This window comes from Limnospira fusiformis SAG 85.79, assembly GCF_012516315.1.
In the GTDB taxonomy this organism is placed as follows: Bacteria; Cyanobacteriota; Cyanobacteriia; order Cyanobacteriales; family Microcoleaceae; genus Limnospira; species Limnospira fusiformis.
Genome location: NZ_CP051185.1, coordinates 2901515 through 2920641 on the forward strand (window position 1 = coordinate 2901515; position 19127 = coordinate 2920641).

Sequence of the window (19127 nt, forward strand, 5' to 3'; positions counted from 1 at the left end):
AGACAATGGTTGTATTCTGAACTTAATTACAAGAGATGAACTTCCCTAATATATTCGGTGATTCAACCAATAGCAACCCTAATCCTAACAGTGATCCACGCTTTCAACAATTTGTTGAACGTTTACAACAGGTGGAAGATCGCGATCGCCTAATTCAGGAAACCCTGAATGGGTTACGAAAACACCTGAAAAGCGATCGGATAGTCTTATACTACTTTTATAAGCAGTGGCGCGGACAAGTTACCTTTGAATCACTGCGTTATATCGACTATTCGATTTATGGCTCAACTGGGGCTGATGATTGTTTCAATGAGCAATATGCTAGACTCTATTTAGAAGGGAGAATATCGGCAATTTCAGATATTGATGAAGCTGACATTGACTCCTGTCACCGCGATTTTCTGAAAAGCATCAGAGTTAAGGCAAATTTAGCGGTTCCAGTGGTTAAAAATCAACAATTATGGGGATTACTAATTGCCCACTATTGTCAAACCTCCCACTCTTGGGTTAATGCCGAAATTGAAACCATGAAACAGGCGGCTAAATTATTATCAGAATCACCATTTTTGGACTAATGCCATTAATTACTGTTCATTTTTGCCTGGTATTTGCTTAACCCCGGCATTTTTTATGTTCACAAAACCCACAATTACAGCAGCAATAGGAATGGATAAAAACAAGCCCAAAAATCCGGCAATTCTGGCACCGAGTAATAAAGCAAAAAAGATAATAACCGGATTGAGATTAACGGAATTTTGCATAATTCTAGGCATCAAAATATTTTCCTCAATCTGCTGTAATAAAACGCAATAAACTATCACTTGCAAGCTAATTAAAATTCCCTTTGGTAAAACAATTATGGCTGACAGAATAATTCCAATGGTCGCACCGACCCCCGGAATTAAATCAAAAACTCCCACTAAAGTCGCCAAAAATAGGGGATAGGGCGCTTGTAGAATTAAATAGACAAAAAAAGCAGAGAATCCAAAAAAAACAGATAAAATTAATCGCCCCCTAAAAAAGCCCAAGAAGTTATTTCTCAAAGATAAGGTCAAATCCTCGATATTAGATGGGAAAAAACTTTGAAAAGATGCCCAAAGTTCCTCGCCATTAAGTAGCATAAAAAATGTGACTACTAAGATAATAATAAATTCCACCAAACCAGATAAAATTTTGCCAACAGCCGCCGTCCCAAAACTAAATAAATTGGAGACTTCCTGCTTTAAATCCTCTTGTAAAAAATCTAAATCAACCTGAATATTAGCATTTTTTAGCAAGGTTTCTATTTGGTCAACAAGATTGACAAAAGAATCCAATAAATCTGGTGCTTGGCTGACAAATTGTTGCAACTCGGAAACTATAGCCAAGCCCAAAGTTGCTACTAAACCTATGAGCAATAATAAGCTAGTTAAAAACACGACTACAACGGCGACAGTATGGCTGGTATATTTCTGTAGCCATTGCACGGGATAATTGAGCAAAAAGGCAAAAATAGCGGCAAAGACAAAAACAATTATGATGGTTTGAAAATAAGCAATAAATTGAATAAACGCCCAACCAAAAGCAAACAGGAGCAAATAACGAACTAAACGAGAATTACTCAAAAAATTCTCAAAGGGCTTACTGGTCTGTTTGCTCATGTGTAAATAGGACTCAAAAGTTGATATCTATAAATCTCAATAAAAATAGAGGATCGGAACTGCCAAAGACAGTTCCGTAACTCATAACTAAGCCTTGCGTTTAGCAACTAACATCCTTTCGACACTCATACTTCCCACTCCGATAATTACCAAACCCATTCCTGAAATTTGCTTTAAGCTCAAAGCCTCACCAATAATCAGAAAAGCCAGCAAAGCTGTTAATGCAGGTCCAGAAGTGCCGATAATGGAAGCCAGTGCAGCCCCGGCGGAACGAATAGCGAAGTTATTAAGTAAATAACTCAATAGGGTTAGTACCCCTAAAATCGCCCCACCGATGATAATGGGATTCCATAAATCGGGGTTAACTTCCAATCCGAGATTATCTGGTAAGAACATCAAACTTAAAGAACAAAAGACAAAAATGGAAGCAAAATTGACCAAACTAAATGGAATTGGGTGCAATTTTCCGGCAGCAATTTGGGTGAGTAGTACATAACCAGCAAAGGCAATTCCCGCCCCCAAGGCTGCTAAAACTCCAATTTCGGTATTACCTGCGGCTCCTCCAAAAAAGTTAGGTAGAGATAAAATACCACCAATTAAAATGGTGAACATTGCTCCTATTCTAATTAAAGTAGGCCGATCGCCAAAAAGTCCCCAGGAAGCCAAAACGGTGATAATCGGGTAGACAAAGAAGATGGTAATGGCAATCCCTGTGGGAATTTCACCGATCGCAATATAGATACAAACCTGAGACAAAAACAGGAAGAAACCGCTACCGATAACCGTTACAATAAGTTTAGAGTCTCCGGAGTTCAGAAATCTGCGAATATCAGTCCAAACCGCCGGATAGAGAAAAGTTGCCAAAAAGGGCATGAGTAGCATTACCACGACCATTCGCAGCAACAGAATCAGTAGAGAATTTCCCAAACCCGGAGTAATCACCCCATCGATCTCAAACAGCCCAAACATGACTTTGGGAGTATCAGGGGTTTTGAGAAGAATCCTCAAACAGACATTAAACAGCGACAGTACCAAGGCGGACATGAGCGCCAAAAACAAACCCACCTGCACACTAGAAGGGGGACTAGGAGTCTGAGGCGGTTTATGTGTAATCTCAAGTTCCCGCTTGTCACGGGAGCCTGGCGGTAAAACGCGGGGTGAATCTGGTGTTAAATCTTCGGTAGCATTCAACTGCTGTCGCAACCGATTTACGACGGTTTCTAGCAAGGTCTCAACCTGCTGTTCCAGGCTTTGCATATTGCTCAACCGCTGAGATAAATCGCTGTGATAGCTATTTAACTCCTGCTGTAGACCGTGAAAAGTCTGATTAAGACTGCCTTCTAAAACTGCTTCTAACTCCTGGGGAGCTAAATCAGCAGCCTCTGAACTCCCAGACAGCATAGGAGCAGTCTCCGCTGACAGCAAAGGTTGATCAGATTCAACCCGTATTTGATTAATACGCGCAATCAGTTCCCGTTGCAAATTATTAGCTAAAATTTGCGCCAGTTGCTTGAGCCACACCCGTTGTTTGGCTAGGTCCCGTTCGGATAAAGTTTCTGATTGTTGTGATTGCAACTGCTGATGTTTTCGCTGGAGGCTTTCAATATCAGCGATCAGACGATCTTTATCCTGCTGAAGTCGTAGGACATCCTGTGATAGCCGATCCCTAAAATTCCGGTGGAAAGCCTCCACCTCTTGAATGATTGTATTTAAGACCTCTTCTGGTGGTCTACTGTCATCATTACCGGAGGGTTTCGGTTGATAGTCTTGTTTCCCCATAGCGCGATTAACCTCTGAATCGATCTGAAGCATGAGAGCAAATCTGGCCCTATTATGTATGTTTTTCTCTTTACTCTGTTCTCAGGCTTACTGTCCACTCATTCATTAAAACAGGAAAGGCACAATCGTACACTTAACTTGACAAGAGGACAGACTATTAGGCACTGTTGGGCAGTTATTAGAGATAACGGGGCGCGATCGCCAATTTGGCATCTAACTAGGGTGCGTCAGGTTGAGGTCATTAACGGGAAACCCGAAACCATCAACTACTGACGCACGTTCCAACTAGCTTGGCATCATTAGATGAGGTCCAAGGTCAAGCATTATGGCTTAACGCCCAATCCTTAGCCCAATTTAGGGTTTGCTTTACGGTTTCCATACTATCTGCCTCGCAGTAAAGGCGCAAGACTGGTTCGGTACCACTAAAGCGGATTAGTAACCAACGATTATCGGCTAATCGGAACTTGTAACCATCTACAGTCAGACAATGGACTACTTTCACGCCAGCGATTTCTGTCAGAGGGTTATTCTCTAACTCAGTGACTAGCTTCTGACGCACATCCATACTAGCTAAGGGTAAATCAATGCGATCGTAAGCTGAACTGAAGTTGACCTGCTGCTGTAGACGGTGATAAGTTTGGCTCAGGTCTTCCCCTGACTCTACGACGGATTCTAGGACATAAAGGGCTGACAGGAGTGCATCCCGTTCGGGGATATGATTGCCATAACCAATGCCTCCGGACTCTTCACCGCCAATTAGTACGGCATTGGATAACATCCGATCAGCAATATATTTATAGCCAATGGGGGTTTCGTACAATGGCAGGTTAAACATTTCTACTATCCGAGGAATTAGGTCAGAACCACTCACGGTTTTGATTACTTCCCCAGTAAATCCCCGTCTGGTTGATAGGTGTTCTAGCAGAATCGGAATTAGAACCTGAGAACTGAGGAAATTTCCCTGGCCGTCTACTGCTGCAATGCGATCGCTATCTCCATCAAAAACTAGCCCGACTGTGACTCCATTAGCTTTGGGGGTATGGCTTTTAATCTGTCGGAACAGTTCAGACAAATAGCGGGGTAAAGGTTCCGGTGCGCCGCCGCCAAACAGCGGGTCGCGATCGCTATTAATTTCCTGTACACCATCGCCAATCAGTCGCCCCAGTCCTCCGGCTGCCGCACCGTGCATCACATCAGCAAACACGGTCAACTTTCCAGAAGCGATCGCCTCATGAATAGCAGCCATATTGACTTTGGATCTCAAAGTTTCACAATATCCCGGCCAAGGGTCGAAGGATTCCAAACTACCAGGAATCTCGGCATCTGGAAGAGGCTTATCTAAAAGGCTTTCAATCTTTTGGGTGACATCAGGATTCACTGAACCACCAAATCCGCCCTTCACCTTGAGTCCCAAATATTTACCGGGATTATGGCTGGCGGTAATCACGATCGCCCCTAAAGCCTGCTGTTGATAGGCTGCCAGACTAAAAGCGGGAGTTGGTGCATAGCTGCTGCTAAGTTTAACATCAAACCCCGCCTGTTGAATGGCTGCGGCCGCTGCCCCAGCAAACTCTTCCGCCAAAAAACGGCGATCGTAACCAACAATTATAGTTTTATTGCCGGTGTCGGGAAACGTTTGTTGTAGCACCATTGCGGCCAACGGAGCCACCAACCTAACTCGCTCAAAGGTGAAATCATCAGCAATTACGCCTCGCCAGCCATCAGTACCAAATTTAATGGGTTGAGTCATTGGGTTATCCTAGCTAGAAAGCTGCCAAACTATGCACCATCGGGGGTGATTCTATTAAGTGACGTACACCCGCCACCCATGCCAGACTATGGTGCGGGCTTCTCCCACGGCGTATTACCTCTGTTTAGCCGATTCGAGCCTCTTATAGTGAGGAATACGCCGAGCGGGGCGGGTTTATTAATATCCTGGTGAGGTCCGATAATTGACCGCGGAACCCGGAGGGCGGGTTTATTAATATCCTGGTGAGGTCCGAGAATTGACTGCGGAACCCGGAGGGCGGGTTTATTAATATCCTGGTGAGGTCCGAGAATTGACTGCGGAACCCGGAGGGCGGGTTTATTAATATCCTGGTGAGGTCCGATAATTGACTGCGGAACCCGGAGGGCGGGTTTATTAATATCCTGGTGAGGTCCGATAATTGACCGCGGAACCCGGAGGGCGGGTTTATTAATATCCTGGTGAGGTCCGATAATTGACCGCGGAACCCGGAGGGCGGGTTTATTAATATCCTGGTGAGGTCCGATAATTGACCGCGGAACCCGGAGGGCGGGTTTATTAATATCCTGGTGAGGTCCGATAATTGACCGCGGAACCCGGAGGGCGGGTTTATTAATATCCTGGTGAGGTCCGAGAATTGACCGCGGAACCCGGAGGGCGGGTTTATTAATATCCTGGTGAGGTCCGAGAATTGACCGCGGAGGCGCGCCCCTACCATTATTGTTCTGGATTCGGGAGGTTTGTCTGTGAAAACCGCCCCCCATTCCCAGACAGACTCTGAGGGCGGGTTCCTTTCCTACGCGCGACTCTATTTCCACCCCCGTTACTCGTGAACCCTCCCCTACTTGAGGTCAGGCTGGGGTATTAAATCAGTTAAAAGGAAGGTTGGTGACGGATGAGATTCAAAAATTCTTCCCTGGTCTTCTGATCATCTTGGAAGACACCAATCATGGCACTGGTAACTGTCCAAGAACCTGGTTTCTGCACCCCTCTCATTGCCATACACATATGGCTTGCTTCCATCACCACCGCTACCCCTTGGGGTTCTAGGACGCTTTGGATAGCTTCGGCTACTTGTCGGGTCAGACGTTCCTGCACCTGAAGGCGACGGGAATACATCTCTACCACACGAGCCAGTTTGCTTAATCCAATTACCTTTTGGTTGGGAATATAAGCCACATGGGCTTTACCCATGAAGGGTAGCATATGATGTTCACACAAGCTAAAGAAATTAATATCCCTGACTAAAACCATCTCTTCATGTCCTTCGTCAAAGATGGCATCATTTACCAGTTCTTCCAGGGATTGACTGTAGCCGTTGGTCAGAAATCGCATGGCTTCAGCGACTCTTTTCGGGGTTTTTAGCAGTCCTTCCCTTTCTGGGTCTTCCCCTACCCCTAACAAAATTGTTTCTACAGCACCCATCATTTCTTCCTGAGTAACTTCCCTCCTGCCCAGGTTTTGAGGGCTGGCGTGCCAAGAAGAACTCCGATCCGGACGGGTGGCAATCCGACTCTGGTTATCTACATTTTTCATGCCATTTGGATTAGATGTATCGGCAGAATTAAAACTGTTTGACGATGCGATGGTCATAATAAATTGAAAACAATTCAGAACAAAGTGAAATGGTTAACAGATAACAGAATTACACATTTAGAACGTACCGATATTTGGCATTAAAATCAGTTCGTCAATGGTAGCTTCTGGCGGCAGTTGCACTGTGTGTACAACTGATTGGGCAACAGTTGACGGGCTTAACATCAAACTGCGATCGAAATCAGCGTCCACAGTCTCTGTATCCCATAAACCAGTATTTACGGACCCAGGACATAATGCCGTTACTCTGATTCCATAGGGGCGCTCTTCGATCGCTAGGGCTTTTGATAGCGCCATTAATCCGAATTTGCTCACACAATAAGCGCCCCAATTTGGGAAAACTTGCTTACCACCAATGGAAACAATATTGACTATGGTTCCCCCACCTTTTTCTCGCATTCCTGGTAATACGCCTTTAATACATTCAAAAACACTGGTCAAATTTAAATCTATAATCTTTTGCCAGTCTTCTAAGGGGGTATTCGCCAAGGATTCTGTATAGCCCATGCCTGCATTATTCACTAGAATATTGAAGGGGCCAAAGGCGGCGGAAATCGTGTCAATTTGCGCGTGAACTTGGTCGGTTTTCGATAAGTCTAAGGCGTAGGCTTTCGCTTCTACTCCCGCTTTTCTGGCCGACTCAGCTACCGCTTCCAATGCTTCTAGCGATCGACTCACTAACGCGACATGAATGCCAATATCTGCAAAGGCTAGGGCAATTTCCTTGCCCATGCCACTACTGGCCCCTGTGATTAGCGCTCGTCGTTCTGGGGGTGAACTCATTTACGGTTTGGATGAGGTTTGCTTGGTTTTAACTGATTTAACAACTGCTGCAATTGCTGATTGTGAGATAATTGTTAAAATTTGTTACTCAGACATTATATCTCTATCAATACAATCGCGCAAAATTTTGACCCAAAATACCTGAAATGCCTCCCTGACTTATGCCGGAACTATCTCCGAAAATACCCCGATCTGGCGGAATTTCTGATAGCGCATTTCTCGGCGCTGCTCTGGGGTTAAAGACATTAATTCACCCAAAGTCCTTACCAGACATTGCTTGAGCTTTTCAGCAGCCTTTAGGGGGTTGCTGTGCGCTCCCCCATCGGGTTCTGGTACAATCTGATCGATAATCCCTAATTCTTTGAGATCTGGGGCAGTAATTTTGAGAGCCTGAGCGGCTTGGGGCGCTTGGCCTGCATCTTTCCAAAGAATGGCAGCACAAGCCTCTGGGGTGGCTACTGTATACACAGAATGCTCGAGCATTAATAGCTGTTCCCCTACTCCTATACCTAAAGCTCCCCCTGACCCTCCTTCACCGATTACTGTGCAAATAATCGGAACATCTAGGCTAAACATTTCTCTTAAATTATAGGCGATCGCCTCCCCTTGACCTAATTTTTCCGCATCTACCCCAGCCCAGGCTCCGGGAGTATCGATAAAGGTTAAAATCGGCATACCAAAGCGGTTGGCGTGTTCCATTAGTCGCATCGCCTTCCGGTAACCTCCGGGGGCTGCCATGCCAAAATTACGAGCCACATTATCTTTAGTGTCCCTACCCTTTTGATGGCCTAGCATTACTACCGGTTGATTCGCTAAACGCCCTACTCCCCCCACTAACGCCGGATCATCATACCCTCGGCGATCGCCATGCACTTCCATCCACTCATCACTCATCGCTTGGATATAATCTAAGGTGCTGGGGCGACGTGGATGCCTCGCTAGTTGCAGACGCTGCGACGGTGACAGGCTACTAAATATTTCCTGTCTCAGTTGGGTCGCCCTGCTTTCTAACTGCCGAATTTTATCAGAAACATCAACCCCATTTTCCTCCGCCAGTTGGCGAATTTGATCAATACGAGCCTCCAGTTCGGCTAGGGGCTTTTCAAAATCTAGTAAAATTGGTTTGCGGTTGGGTGTGGCCACGCCTCAATTAACCTTTAGTAGCGAGTAATTACAATCTTTTGGTGACGTACCCGGTGCGCTAGGTGGGCGTGAGTTTCCCACTTCCCCCTACAGCCCAGGCTTCCTGTTTCAGCCGCCGTTGTCAACCTTGGAACAGCCAATTTTTGGTCAATCACAGCGTCTAGCTTTTCTACAAAAGTTCGCCCACCACGGCTACTATTTTGCTCCGGTTGCCCCTGATTATACCATCAATTGGTATCAGACCCCCCTCGATCATCTGTTTTGGGCGCTCTCGCCTCGGAATTGCTATTCTGCATCCGGTTTCTGGGCATTTTCTCCGGCGCAATTCTCACATAAACCATGCACTGTCACTTCGTAACTTTCCGCCACTAAACCTGACCCCAATTGGCTCAGATCTACTTGCGAGAGTTTTTCCCAAGCAATATCTGCGATCGCTTTACACTGGCGACACTGAAAATGGTGATGTGGCGCGACATTTCCATCATACCTGGCTACCCCCTGCTCCAGCAACACTTCCCGCACTAACCCCACTTCCTTTAGTAGCTGCACAGAAGTATAAACCGTCGCCTGAGAAGATACCGGAAAATCCTTATTTAAATCTGTCAGTAGTTGTTCCGCCGTGGGATGGTCAGCACGAGACAACAGATTAGCATAGATCGCAAAACGCTGAGGAGTTACCTTTAAACCTTTCCCCTTCAGCCGTTTGACAATTTCTGTTTGCTCTAGTCCACTCTCCATCTCAGATCGCTATTGGTCTCAGTTTTTTCTACTCATGCCCCATTATATCTGTTTCTAGTCCAGAGTCAACTTGAAATCAGACTCATTCTTAAAATAGTTATAAATACTCATTTACAAATAGACAAATCAGAATTATTCTGAATTAAGAACATTTTTAGTAAACTCCATCGACAAACTATGGTTATCGAAAAAGTACCCGACGTTGTATTCAAAACCCGCGTTCGTGACGAGTCCGTAGGTGGCCCTAACCCCTTCCGTTGGCAAGACAGAACCACCCAAGAAATTTTTGGCGGTAAGCGAGTTGTCGTCTTTTCCCTACCTGGTGCTTTTACCCCTACTTGTTCCTCCACACACCTACCCCGCTATGAGGAACTCTACGATGAAATCAAAGGTCAAGGAATTGATGAGATTGTCTGCGTTTCTGTTAATGACGCTTTTGTAATGTTCCAATGGGGTAAACAACAAGGCGCTGAAAAAGTCTTCTTACTCCCTGATGGTAATGGCGAATTTACCCGCAAAATGGGGATGTTGGTTGATAAGTCTAACCTCGGTTTTGGGATGCGTTCTTGGCGCTATTCTATGGTCGTTAACGATGGCAAAATTGAGAAAATCTTTGTGGAACCAGACTTCGGCGATAACTGCCCCACAGACCCCTTTGAAGTCTCTGATGCTGATACCATGTTGGCTTATCTGAAAGGTTAATCCCTCCAACGCCCCCCTCATTATCAGGGGGGTTTCTCGATATTTCCCCTTGACATTTTTGGGGATTTTAGCTAATATAGTAGCGTGGGAAAATGTGGGCGCATATATAACGTCTATATTAATCCCCCCCAGTCCTTGGCAGTCTGGGGAGAAAACTCCCGAAGTTTCTATCAGTCAGCACCCCCGGCTGAAGCACAGGGGCTTCGTGCCCCCCTTTCAGGTAGCTGACCAGCTATAGCCTTAACTGGCTACGTTCAGAGCAAGAGTTAAAGTTCCTACCCTGGAATGCGTCCTAGTTCCAGGCCCTAGAACCGAATCGTTAAACATCTCTAAGGGGTTAAGGACGTGCGATTTGGATAGTACCGACTCTGAACATTGGCGAAGCAAACATTACCCCGCAAGGGAGTCGGAGCCAACCATAGCTCCATGGAGGGGCAACCATACCCCTCCACCCCGCAAGGGGGTGCTGGCGGCGGTCAGCCGCTTGAGTCGGTTTTCCTCTCCGCGATCAATCACGGAGCTTCCAACCCTCCCAGGAGTTTTACGTGAATTATAGGCGCTGTTGCAATTGATTTTTCGATCGCACCGCCGGGGGGAAACCGGGTTGAATTTTCAGAGCTTCATCATAAGCATCGATCGCCTCGTTATATCGGCCCATTCTTTCCAAAACTAAACCCCTATTCACCAAAATCAAGGGATCTTGGGGTTGAATTTCCTGGGCTTTATCGAAGGCATTGAGCGACTCGTCATAGCGCCCTTGATGACTAAAAGCGATCGCCCTACCCACTAATGATTGATGGTCATTAGGATTAATATTCAAAGCCCGGTCGAAAGACTCCAGAGCCTCATTAATCTTGGCATTAGCCATTGACGTATTTCCTTCAGCCCTTAGCGCCTGACTCCACTGGCTGAGAGCAAACCCCCGATCTCGTAGAGCCGGGACAAAGGAAGGCCGCAACTCAATCGCTCGGTCATAGGCGGCGATCGCCCCTTGAAAATCTCCCCGACCACCAGCCAGGATAGAGCCTCGATTATGCCAAGCTAGATGAGACTCTGGCTGAACTTCAATAGCGCGATCTGATATCCTCACCGCCTCTTCAGTACGTCCGAGGGGAGAAAACAAGACATTGCCCTTTTGTAGTAGGGCTTGAAAGTGCTGTGGGTTAATTTCCAAAGCCTTCTGATAGGACTCTAAAGCCTGTTCATGGCGGCCCAACTTACTCAGTACAGAACCGCGTTCCACCCAAATTTCGGCTCGTCGAGGTTGTTCTCTCAAAATATCATCATAGGTAGCCAGTGCTTCGGAATACACCTGCGCCGCCTCAGCCATTTTCCCCTGATATTCGAGAGCGATCGCCTTACTTTGCCAAACACTAGGAGCAGATGGTCTAATAGTCTTCGCCTGATCAAAAGCCGACACCGCCTCATCGTATCGCTGCAAACCAATTAAAGCAATACCCTTACCATGCCAAGCCCTGGCATTATTAGGATCAATAGCGATCGCCTGTTCATGAGCATCTAAAGCCTTCTGGGGTTCTCCCATTTGGTAAAGTAATGTTCCCTTACTGGTCAGCACATCAGAGTTATCCGGGTCTAGTTCCAGAGCTTTTTGATAATCTACCAAAGCGCGATCGTGCCTTCCCAATTCCGCCAAAGCATCGGCTTGACCCGCCCATGCAGCCGCATGATTAGGTTGAATTTCAGTAGCGCGAACAAACATATTGCGAGCATCTTCGGTGTTACCATCGTTTAACAGTTGATTACCCCGTCGCACATAGTAAGCAGGTCTAAAAGTCGGCACTACTAGCTCAAACAATCCCAAAAGTACCAGTAACCCAGCCAAAGCCGCCCCGACATACAATCCTTTGACCGATGACCCTTTGGAAACCTTTGTCGGATTGGGGTTAACCAGAGTTGGCAACTGCGCCACACCCGCACTAGGTGAGGGTGCAATAGTTGGAGGTAAATTATTTCCCCCTCCAGTTCCCGTCACCGTTTGTTGTCTGGTTTCTTCCCCGGAAATATGTCCCCCAGTAGAGGGGGGGCGCACTTGAGTGGCGGCGACTACTCCCCCTGCATTGGTGAGGATAGTTGGGTCATTTACCACCTGTTTAAGTCGTTTCACGTCAGCCAAAACCTCTGCGGCGGACTGATAGCGATCGACCAGATGAGATGCCACCATCCGGTCTAAAATAGCACACAGTCCGTCACTAACACAGGCTTTCGGCTTCCAGATTGATTCTCCCGCCTGATCTCGTTCTAATTGGTGAGGGTGAATACCTGTTAAAGCCCTAATTGCCGTCATTCCCACCGCATACAAATCACTGCTAAAATGGGGTTTCCCCTGAAGTTGCTCTGGTGGCGAATAGCCGTATGTACTAATAGCAACGGTCAAATTAGAATCACTACCCCCGGCTGCTTTCTGAATTTGTTTAACCGCCCCAAAGTCAATCAGCATCAACTTTTGATCGGCATGGCGTCGCATAATATTAGAGGGCTTAATATCCCGATGGATCACGTTTTGCTGATGGACATAATCCAAAATTGACAGAATATCCTCCAAAAAGTCAATTACCTGGGCTTCTGTCCAATGGCTGCCATGGGGTAGTTCTTCTGTTAGGGGTTCCCCCCTTACTAACTCCTGTACCAGATAGAATTCCTGGTCTTCTTCAAAGTAAGCATACAATGTCGGGATTTGAGGATGGCGAGAACCTAAGCTATGCAACACTTGAGCCTCGCTGTTGAATAGCCTTCTAGCTGTTTGTAGGGTTCCTGGATCAGTAATTTGAGGTTTGAGTTGCTTAACGATACATTCAGGGTTTCCAGGCAACTGACTATCCTCGGCCAGATAGGTCTGGCCAAATGATCCTCCTCCAATCCTTTGTAGTAATTTGTAGCGCCCACCAATAACTTTAGGAAGCATTCAGTTTAGCCTCAAGAAAATTTCAGATTTTGGCACATTTTAGGGGCAGGTCGGTACTTTGATCGCTATACTATGGGATTGGTAGCTATTATAGCAGGTTAAACTAGCCCTGAAAACCACCTGGGTTCCCTAAATTTATCCCCAAAACATTGTGATATGCTCAAAAAAGCGACTTTATTAGAAGCCATTGCCGGGAAAAATCGAGGTTTACTGGCTACAGAGAGCGACAAAACTGCTATTCTCTCTGCGATCGCTCAATTGGAAGATTATAATCCCACCCCTCGACCTGTAGAAGCACTTGAGTTATTAGATGGCAATTGGCGACTACTTTACACCAACAGCCAAGAACTCTTGGGGATTGACCGCTTTCCGTTTTATAATTTGGGGCAGATTTATCAATGTATTCGCGCCCGCACTGGCAAAATTTACAACATTGCTGAAATTGTCGGTATCCCCTATTTGGAAGGCATGGTTAGTGTGGCTGCCCGATTTGAAGCGGTTTCTCAAAAGCGAGTTCAGGTCAAATTCAACCGTTTTGTCATCGGCTTACAGCGCCTCATATCCTATCAATACCCTAATCAGTTTATTGATGAAATTGAATCTGATAAAAAGTTCTTGGCTGTAGATTTTACCCTCCAAGAACAGCAACAACAAGGATGGTTAGATATTACTTATTTAGACGAAGATATGCGGATTGGCAGAGGCAATGTTGGCAGTGTGTTTGTCCTCACCAAAGTTAAATGATACCCATTGCCCGACTCTGGTATATATTATAATTGATGGTTGGGTGGGTTATTTTATGCAAAATTAAATTGATTTATAGGAGGTTGTAATAATCAATTATTGAGACTATTTAATTGCTAGGGTTTCTCCAGTGGTGACAACTGCACCAGTGATAACTTTAGCAATGACTCCAGTTTGAGCGTGTCCGAATTTGGCGGAGAGTTGAGAGAGGAGAGAGATATCACGATCGCCTGTATCTGGGTTAACATCAATATTCAGACAGCGACCAATAGGCGCGGTGACTTCCACCAAAGCTGATCCCAATTTTAGGCGATTTCCTACCCAGTTAAATTCCGACCAAGCGGGAATATTATCAACTATAAAATTCGCTCTAAAACGGCGCGGATCAATGTAATTAACCCCGACTTTTTCAGCAATATCATCGAGGGTAGCCTGAGAAATAATAGAAATCTGTCCTTGGTGACGGTCTTGATAGCGAGTGTCCCCGGTAGTGGTTCCCACCAAACGCACAGGACTATATTGGGGATGTCTAGCAGAGGTACTAGGGGTGAGAGAGTGTAGATATTCACTGAAAAAAGCACTAATGCGATCGCGTCCGGTTTCAGTCCCTAAATTAGCCGCAGCCAACAATTCGCCATTTTTGGTAATTTCTAAGGTCTGACTGGTAGTATCATAAGCACAATTGAGACTAGCTAACTGTCCCCAATCATTTTGAACAGCAAAATGCTTTTTTGATAGCCAGGGAGTCAGGGGTTGCGGGTCTCCCATATCTGTAAACATCAAAGCAAATGCGCGATCGCCAAGAATGCCAAAGTTTTCCACCAATTGGACGCGATCGCATACTTGCGCGGTCAAACCCTTAACAGGATGTACAAATATTGTGTTAATCTTCATCGGCTACCTGACTCCATCAGACCATAATATATGAAACCATATCAGATACCCACCCCATGAAAACCTTAAATAAATCCCCCCATTGGCTAGTTATAGCGATCGTCTTTCTTGGTGTGGTAGCCATCTCTACGGGGTCAATTTTCGTGCGTTTAGCCATTGATGCAGCGGGGCTGCGGGGGGTAGGGTTTAGCTTGCTAATATCCGCCTCCAGGCTATCTATTGCGGCTTTATTGCTGACCCCTACCTGGGGGAGAGTTTCCTGGCGCACCTATAAACGAGAGGCGATATTCTACGCCATTGGCGCTGGAATATGTTTAGCCACCCATTTTTCTGTCTGGATAACTTCCCTATCTTATACATCGATTGCGGCATCAACTACTATTGTGACTACCAGTTCTATTTGGGTAGCGGTGTTATCTTGGCTATGGTGGCACGAAAGACCTGGGAAAGCGACCATATTAGGAATGACGATCGCTCTGAGTGGAGGTATGATCATCGGTTTAGCAGATACTAAATTATCCACAGTGGCTAGTAATCCGATCGCCGGGAATATTTTAGCCCTAATGGGTGCGATCACCGCCGCCCTTTATCTGATGTTAGGAAGAGAAGCACAACAGCGGGGACTATCCCTCAGTGCATATATAGCGATCGCCTATACTGTAGGAGCGATGATTTTGCTACCCCTACCCCTACTATGGGGAGTTAACTATACTGGTCATTCTGCCACAGTCTATTTTTATCTAATCCTGATGGGATTAGTTCCCCAACTAATTGGCCACACCAGCTTTAATTGGGCGGTTAACCGTACTTCCCCCACCTTAGTCACACTGGCTATTTTACTAGAACCTGTGGCGGCGAGTTTTTTGGGCTATCTGCTATTTGCAGAAGTTCCCTCAAGGCGATTAATATTAGGAGCCATAGTCATTCTAACGGGGGTGGCGATCGCTACGCGCGGCAACAATGCCTCTAAAACTGAATCTAACCCACAGGAAACGGCAACCCCCTAACACCTTGTCAGAAGGGACTGGCTGCAATTATGGCTAAATCAAGGTTAAGGAACACACTACTATCGCGAAAAGGGATTAGACTATCCTAGGACTGGTATAACTATGGTGATTGGCGATCGCATAATAGCCGGAACCAGATCAACGATTAGGGCTAAAATTGGAAGGTCGGGAAATGAACTTAACCACTGTTGGGAATGGAAAATATCGAATTGATAGGATTTTAGGTCAGGGAGATTTCTGTATTACCTACAGGGGGACTAATCAGGTAACAGGTCAAATGGTAGCCATTAAAACCCTTGACCCCAACCTGGACGATGATCAAAATATCCCACAACTGCGACATCAATTGATAGCGATCGCTAAACGTTGGAGTCGCTGTCAGCATCCTAATTTAGTCGGGGTTATAGACTTATTTGATGAACAGGGCTTTCCATTTTTAGTGATGACCTACACTCCCGGTCAATCTCTACAAGACTACCTAAAAACTCAGCCCCCCCTACCCGTCCCACAGGCTATTCACTACATTCGCCAAATCGCATTAGCCCTACAAGCAATTCATCAACAAGGACTCATTCACTGTAACCTGCAACCTGCTTACATTATTAAGCCGACGGGGGCTAATTCCGTGATACTTAGTGGTTTGGGAGTCGGTAATCATCTCAAACCTGATCAACTCAACCGTTATATTTATAACCGTCGTCTCTCCGGTGGATATGCAGCCCTTGAACAATATCTTCCCAATGAACAACCTAGCCAAGCCACAGACATCTATGCACTCTCTGCCCTACTGTACTATCTGTTAACTGGGGAAACACCCCTAGAAGCGCCCCTATGTGCGAACCAACTCACAGGACAATTAATCGGAGTTGAAAAACCATCGGTGGGGAAATTGCACCCAGACTTAAACCCAGAAGTAGAAGAAGCTGTGCGCTGGGGATTAGAGATAGAAGCCTCAAATCGTCCCTCTAATATCTCGGAATGGTTGAATATCCTCCCTACCCCGGAAAAAGCCCTAATTATCAGGGAAACTGTGATCAAAATCCCCTACCACAACCATAATCGAGAAACAGAAACCGACACCCCTAATGATAATTCTGCCACCCCAGCAGAGTATGAGCTGGCAACAATCTACTACCAAACAGATTAGGCGATCGCCTGTTCCGCAATGGGGGCTGTTGCTAGTATTTTTGCTCACGTCTATGATATCCGGTTGGTTAGGGTTTGCCATTACCCGCAGCTATAGTCAAAAATTAGCTACCCCACCCAGCAACGGCGATTTGAAATCTGAAAAAGAGCTAGGCTTGGTCATAGATCCCAATTCCCCTATCTTTGAAACACCCGCCCTAGTGGGAGAAAATCAGGGCCTGCCTGGTCCTGCTAATGACCTGGAATTATTAGGCGATGGTAGTACCAATCTGGCAGAATTGCTCAAAGATGTGGCTTTTTCAGAAACTCAGGAGCATGACCAATCGCTCTATAATAGTTCTGGAGGCATTACCAGTACGGATGATTATGCTGATCAAGCCTTTCCTGAGTCCCCGACTTCATCCTATTGGCAGAATTACCCAGCCCTGGAACCTTCACCAACTCAGAACTCTCGGGATGATCATACCCGCAACGGGCCAACAGAACATTATGGCGATCGCATACCTGCTAGAGGTTCCCACGAGACGACTATTGAGGACTTTCGACCCTCTTATCCCCTAGAGTTACCAGAGTTAGCACCAGTTAACCCTAACATTCTCAACAACTCACCTCTCGATCAGGATTTACCTACCACGTTACCTCAACGGGAGATTGAGGATGATTATGATCAGTGGTTAAATAATCAACGGCGATCGAGCGATCGTATACTAGAGGAAGAGAACCCAAAACGTTGGGATGAGTTTATACCCCCAAGACCAAGCCAACCAGATTGGGAATTATCCCAGTTTTTCACTTTCAGACCCCAGGGATAAAAATTTTGTGTCTCCATCCAACTCTTGATTTGAGCCTAATCTAATTCTATTGGTTTCCCAAATATCAGATTTGATAGGAGGAAACTTCTTAACAGACGACAGACAACAACAAGAAACACAAAAATGCCCAGTTATTCTGCCTTTCCGAAAGACTGCCTTTCCTCGATCTCCTCGCCTTTGCTATACTATTCCCTCAAACCTGAGTATTTGTGGTAACTTAGCTAACTGATAAATACTATCATCCGCCAACCATGAACCAGTCCAAGCGTTTTTTAGAACTTGATGGAATTAGAGGTTTAGCCGCCTTAGCTATTGTTCTGTTTCACTATGCTGGTTCCTATCAATGGTCTCCCCATAACTTATATTATTATTTTTCCTATCTTGAAGAATTCGTACAGTTGTTTTTTATAATTAGTGGTTTTGTAATTTTAATAAGTTTTCAAAGAATCAACAATAGTATAGATTTTATCATGGGTCGTGTGTTTAGACTCTATCCCGCCTATTGGTTTTCTGTAATTACTACCATAGTTATTGCCTATATTAGTCAAAGGCCATTAAGAAGTGATAATCTCTATGATATATTAATAAATTTTTCCATGTTTCAAGAAATGGTCGGTTCACGAAATATTAATATTGTCTACTGGACTATGACCCTAGAATTAGCATTCTATACTATTATCCTTATTCTCTACCAATCTCGACTTTTGAAATATATTGATATCATCTGTGGGATTTGGCTAATATTAATTGTTTTTGATATCTTCAGAGCCTACCAATCTCCTGAATTATCATTAACCATTATCGGAAATTTGCCCAGCAATCAAGCATTAGTATATCCTGATATTGTCGGTTTATTTAAATGGGATAATTTATCTGAATTTATATCCTTTATTAGGAATTATATCAAATTTAATTTCATTCTTTTAAGAGGCAGAGCCCCCTTATTTATTGCTGGCTTAATTCTGTATCAATGTCAAGTCAATAGTGTAACTATCTATCGTGTGTTCTTAATTGTCGCCTGTGTGTTAGCCAGAGCCTTAGATTATTCTCCCGGTACTCCTAAGTATGCTTTTATATTTTTTGCTATATTTGTAGTGATTTTATATCTGGCTCATCGAGAAAAATTGAGATTTGTGTCTACTAGAATTTTAGTGTTTTTAGGAGGCATTTCTTACTCATTATATTTAACCCATATACAGAGTAGTTGGTTATTTAACTGGAGTTTACAATCCCTGGATATACCACCAGAGTTGTCAGTAATTGTCAGAACTATATTTGCTATATTGGTGGCTTATATTGTGACGATCGCCATAGAAAAACCCGCTCTTAGGTTTTTCCGAAATCAGTTCAAACGTAATAAATCTACCAGTTGAATCTGATTTATTGACAGCGATCGCACCCACTTACCATCAATGATGTGGGGGGACTTAGACCGGACTTAGACGAAAGCCTGCTTCCTGACCACTGATTGTT

Annotated in this window: 18 protein-coding genes; 7 read left to right on the plus strand and 11 right to left on the minus strand. The window is 45.1% G+C overall.

Annotated features, from left to right (window positions below; genetic code table 11):
• The first annotated feature begins 35 nt into the window (after nt 1-35).
• Nucleotides 36-575, plus strand: a complete 540-nt coding sequence (locus tag HFV01_RS13670; protein WP_193521194.1) for a GAF domain-containing protein — start codon at nt 36-38, stop codon at nt 573-575.
• Between the two features lie 9 nt (nt 576-584).
• Here the strand turns inward: HFV01_RS13670 and HFV01_RS13675 are convergent, their stop codons facing one another.
• From HFV01_RS13675 to HFV01_RS13710, 8 genes are all read right to left on the minus strand, one after another.
• A complete protein-coding gene (locus tag HFV01_RS13675) occupies nt 585-1640 on the minus strand; it encodes an AI-2E family transporter (protein WP_006625747.1) in 1056 nt (351 codons plus the stop codon).
• Between the two features lie 87 nt (nt 1641-1727).
• The gene (locus HFV01_RS13680; RefSeq protein ID WP_006625748.1) at nt 1728-3452 is read right to left on the minus strand and encodes a DMT family transporter; all 1725 of its coding nucleotides are present in this window, start codon (nt 3450-3452) and stop codon (nt 1728-1730) included.
• Between the two features lie 283 nt (nt 3453-3735).
• Nucleotides 3736-5169: a phosphoglucomutase/phosphomannomutase family protein gene (locus HFV01_RS13685; protein ID WP_006625750.1), complete on the minus strand. Its 1434-nt coding sequence runs from the start codon at nt 5167-5169 to the stop codon at nt 3736-3738.
• Nucleotides 5170-5311: 142 nt separating this feature from the next.
• Entirely contained in the window at nt 5312-5884 is a 573-nt protein-coding gene (locus HFV01_RS13690) for a hypothetical protein (RefSeq protein ID WP_193521195.1), read from the minus strand.
• 155 nt (nt 5885-6039) lie between these two features.
• The gene (folE, locus tag HFV01_RS13695; protein ID WP_006625752.1) at nt 6040-6759 is read right to left on the minus strand and encodes a GTP cyclohydrolase I FolE; all 720 of its coding nucleotides are present in this window, start codon (nt 6757-6759) and stop codon (nt 6040-6042) included.
• 60 nt (nt 6760-6819) lie between these two features.
• Entirely contained in the window at nt 6820-7545 is a 726-nt protein-coding gene (locus HFV01_RS13700; protein WP_006669154.1) for an SDR family oxidoreductase, read from the minus strand.
• Between the two features lie 159 nt (nt 7546-7704).
• A complete protein-coding gene (accA, locus tag HFV01_RS13705; protein ID WP_006625755.1) occupies nt 7705-8688 on the minus strand; it encodes an acetyl-CoA carboxylase carboxyl transferase subunit alpha in 984 nt (327 codons plus the stop codon).
• Nucleotides 8689-8973: 285 nt separating this feature from the next.
• Complete coding sequence (locus HFV01_RS13710) at nt 8974-9426, minus strand: Fur family transcriptional regulator (RefSeq protein WP_006625756.1); 453 nt, start codon at nt 9424-9426, stop codon at nt 8974-8976.
• 177 nt (nt 9427-9603) lie between these two features.
• Between HFV01_RS13710 and HFV01_RS13715 the strand changes: the two genes are divergently transcribed.
• Nucleotides 9604-10128 (plus strand): peroxiredoxin, encoded by a 525-nt coding sequence (locus tag HFV01_RS13715; RefSeq protein WP_006625757.1) that lies wholly within the window; start codon nt 9604-9606, stop codon nt 10126-10128.
• Between the two features lie 390 nt (nt 10129-10518).
• Here HFV01_RS13715 and HFV01_RS30700 read toward each other — a convergent pair whose 3' ends face one another.
• Entirely contained in the window at nt 10519-10701 is a 183-nt protein-coding gene (locus HFV01_RS30700; RefSeq protein WP_071776809.1) for a hypothetical protein, read from the minus strand.
• Nucleotides 10679-13051 (minus strand): serine/threonine-protein kinase, encoded by a 2373-nt coding sequence (locus tag HFV01_RS13720; protein ID WP_193521196.1) that lies wholly within the window; start codon nt 13049-13051, stop codon nt 10679-10681. Before HFV01_RS13720 ends, HFV01_RS30700 begins: the two co-directional genes overlap by 23 nt.
• A 156-nt stretch (nt 13052-13207) precedes the next feature.
• On the opposite strand from HFV01_RS13720, the gene HFV01_RS13725 reads away from it, so the two are divergent.
• A complete protein-coding gene (locus HFV01_RS13725) occupies nt 13208-13795 on the plus strand; it encodes a PAP/fibrillin family protein (RefSeq protein WP_006625760.1) in 588 nt (195 codons plus the stop codon).
• Between the two features lie 105 nt (nt 13796-13900).
• On the opposite strand, the gene HFV01_RS13730 is transcribed toward HFV01_RS13725, so the two are convergent.
• Nucleotides 13901-14689 (minus strand): MOSC domain-containing protein, encoded by a 789-nt coding sequence (locus HFV01_RS13730; protein ID WP_006669151.1) that lies wholly within the window; start codon nt 14687-14689, stop codon nt 13901-13903.
• Between the two features lie 56 nt (nt 14690-14745).
• On the opposite strand from HFV01_RS13730, the gene HFV01_RS13735 reads away from it, so the two are divergent.
• From HFV01_RS13735 to HFV01_RS13745, 4 genes are all read left to right on the plus strand, one after another.
• A complete protein-coding gene (locus HFV01_RS13735) occupies nt 14746-15696 on the plus strand; it encodes a DMT family transporter (RefSeq protein WP_008050687.1) in 951 nt (316 codons plus the stop codon).
• 172 nt (nt 15697-15868) lie between these two features.
• The gene (locus tag HFV01_RS30705; protein ID WP_318286260.1) at nt 15869-16843 is read left to right on the plus strand and encodes a serine/threonine protein kinase; all 975 of its coding nucleotides are present in this window, start codon (nt 15869-15871) and stop codon (nt 16841-16843) included.
• On the plus strand, nt 16809-17654 hold the full coding sequence (locus tag HFV01_RS30710; protein WP_318286261.1) for a hypothetical protein: 846 nt from the start codon (nt 16809-16811) through the stop codon (nt 17652-17654). The genes HFV01_RS30705 and HFV01_RS30710 overlap by 35 nt, the downstream gene beginning before the upstream one ends.
• Before the next feature lie 251 nt (nt 17655-17905).
• On the plus strand, nt 17906-19027 hold the full coding sequence (locus HFV01_RS13745; RefSeq protein ID WP_006669147.1) for an acyltransferase family protein: 1122 nt from the start codon (nt 17906-17908) through the stop codon (nt 19025-19027).
• The last annotated feature ends 100 nt before the right edge of the window (nt 19028-19127 follow it).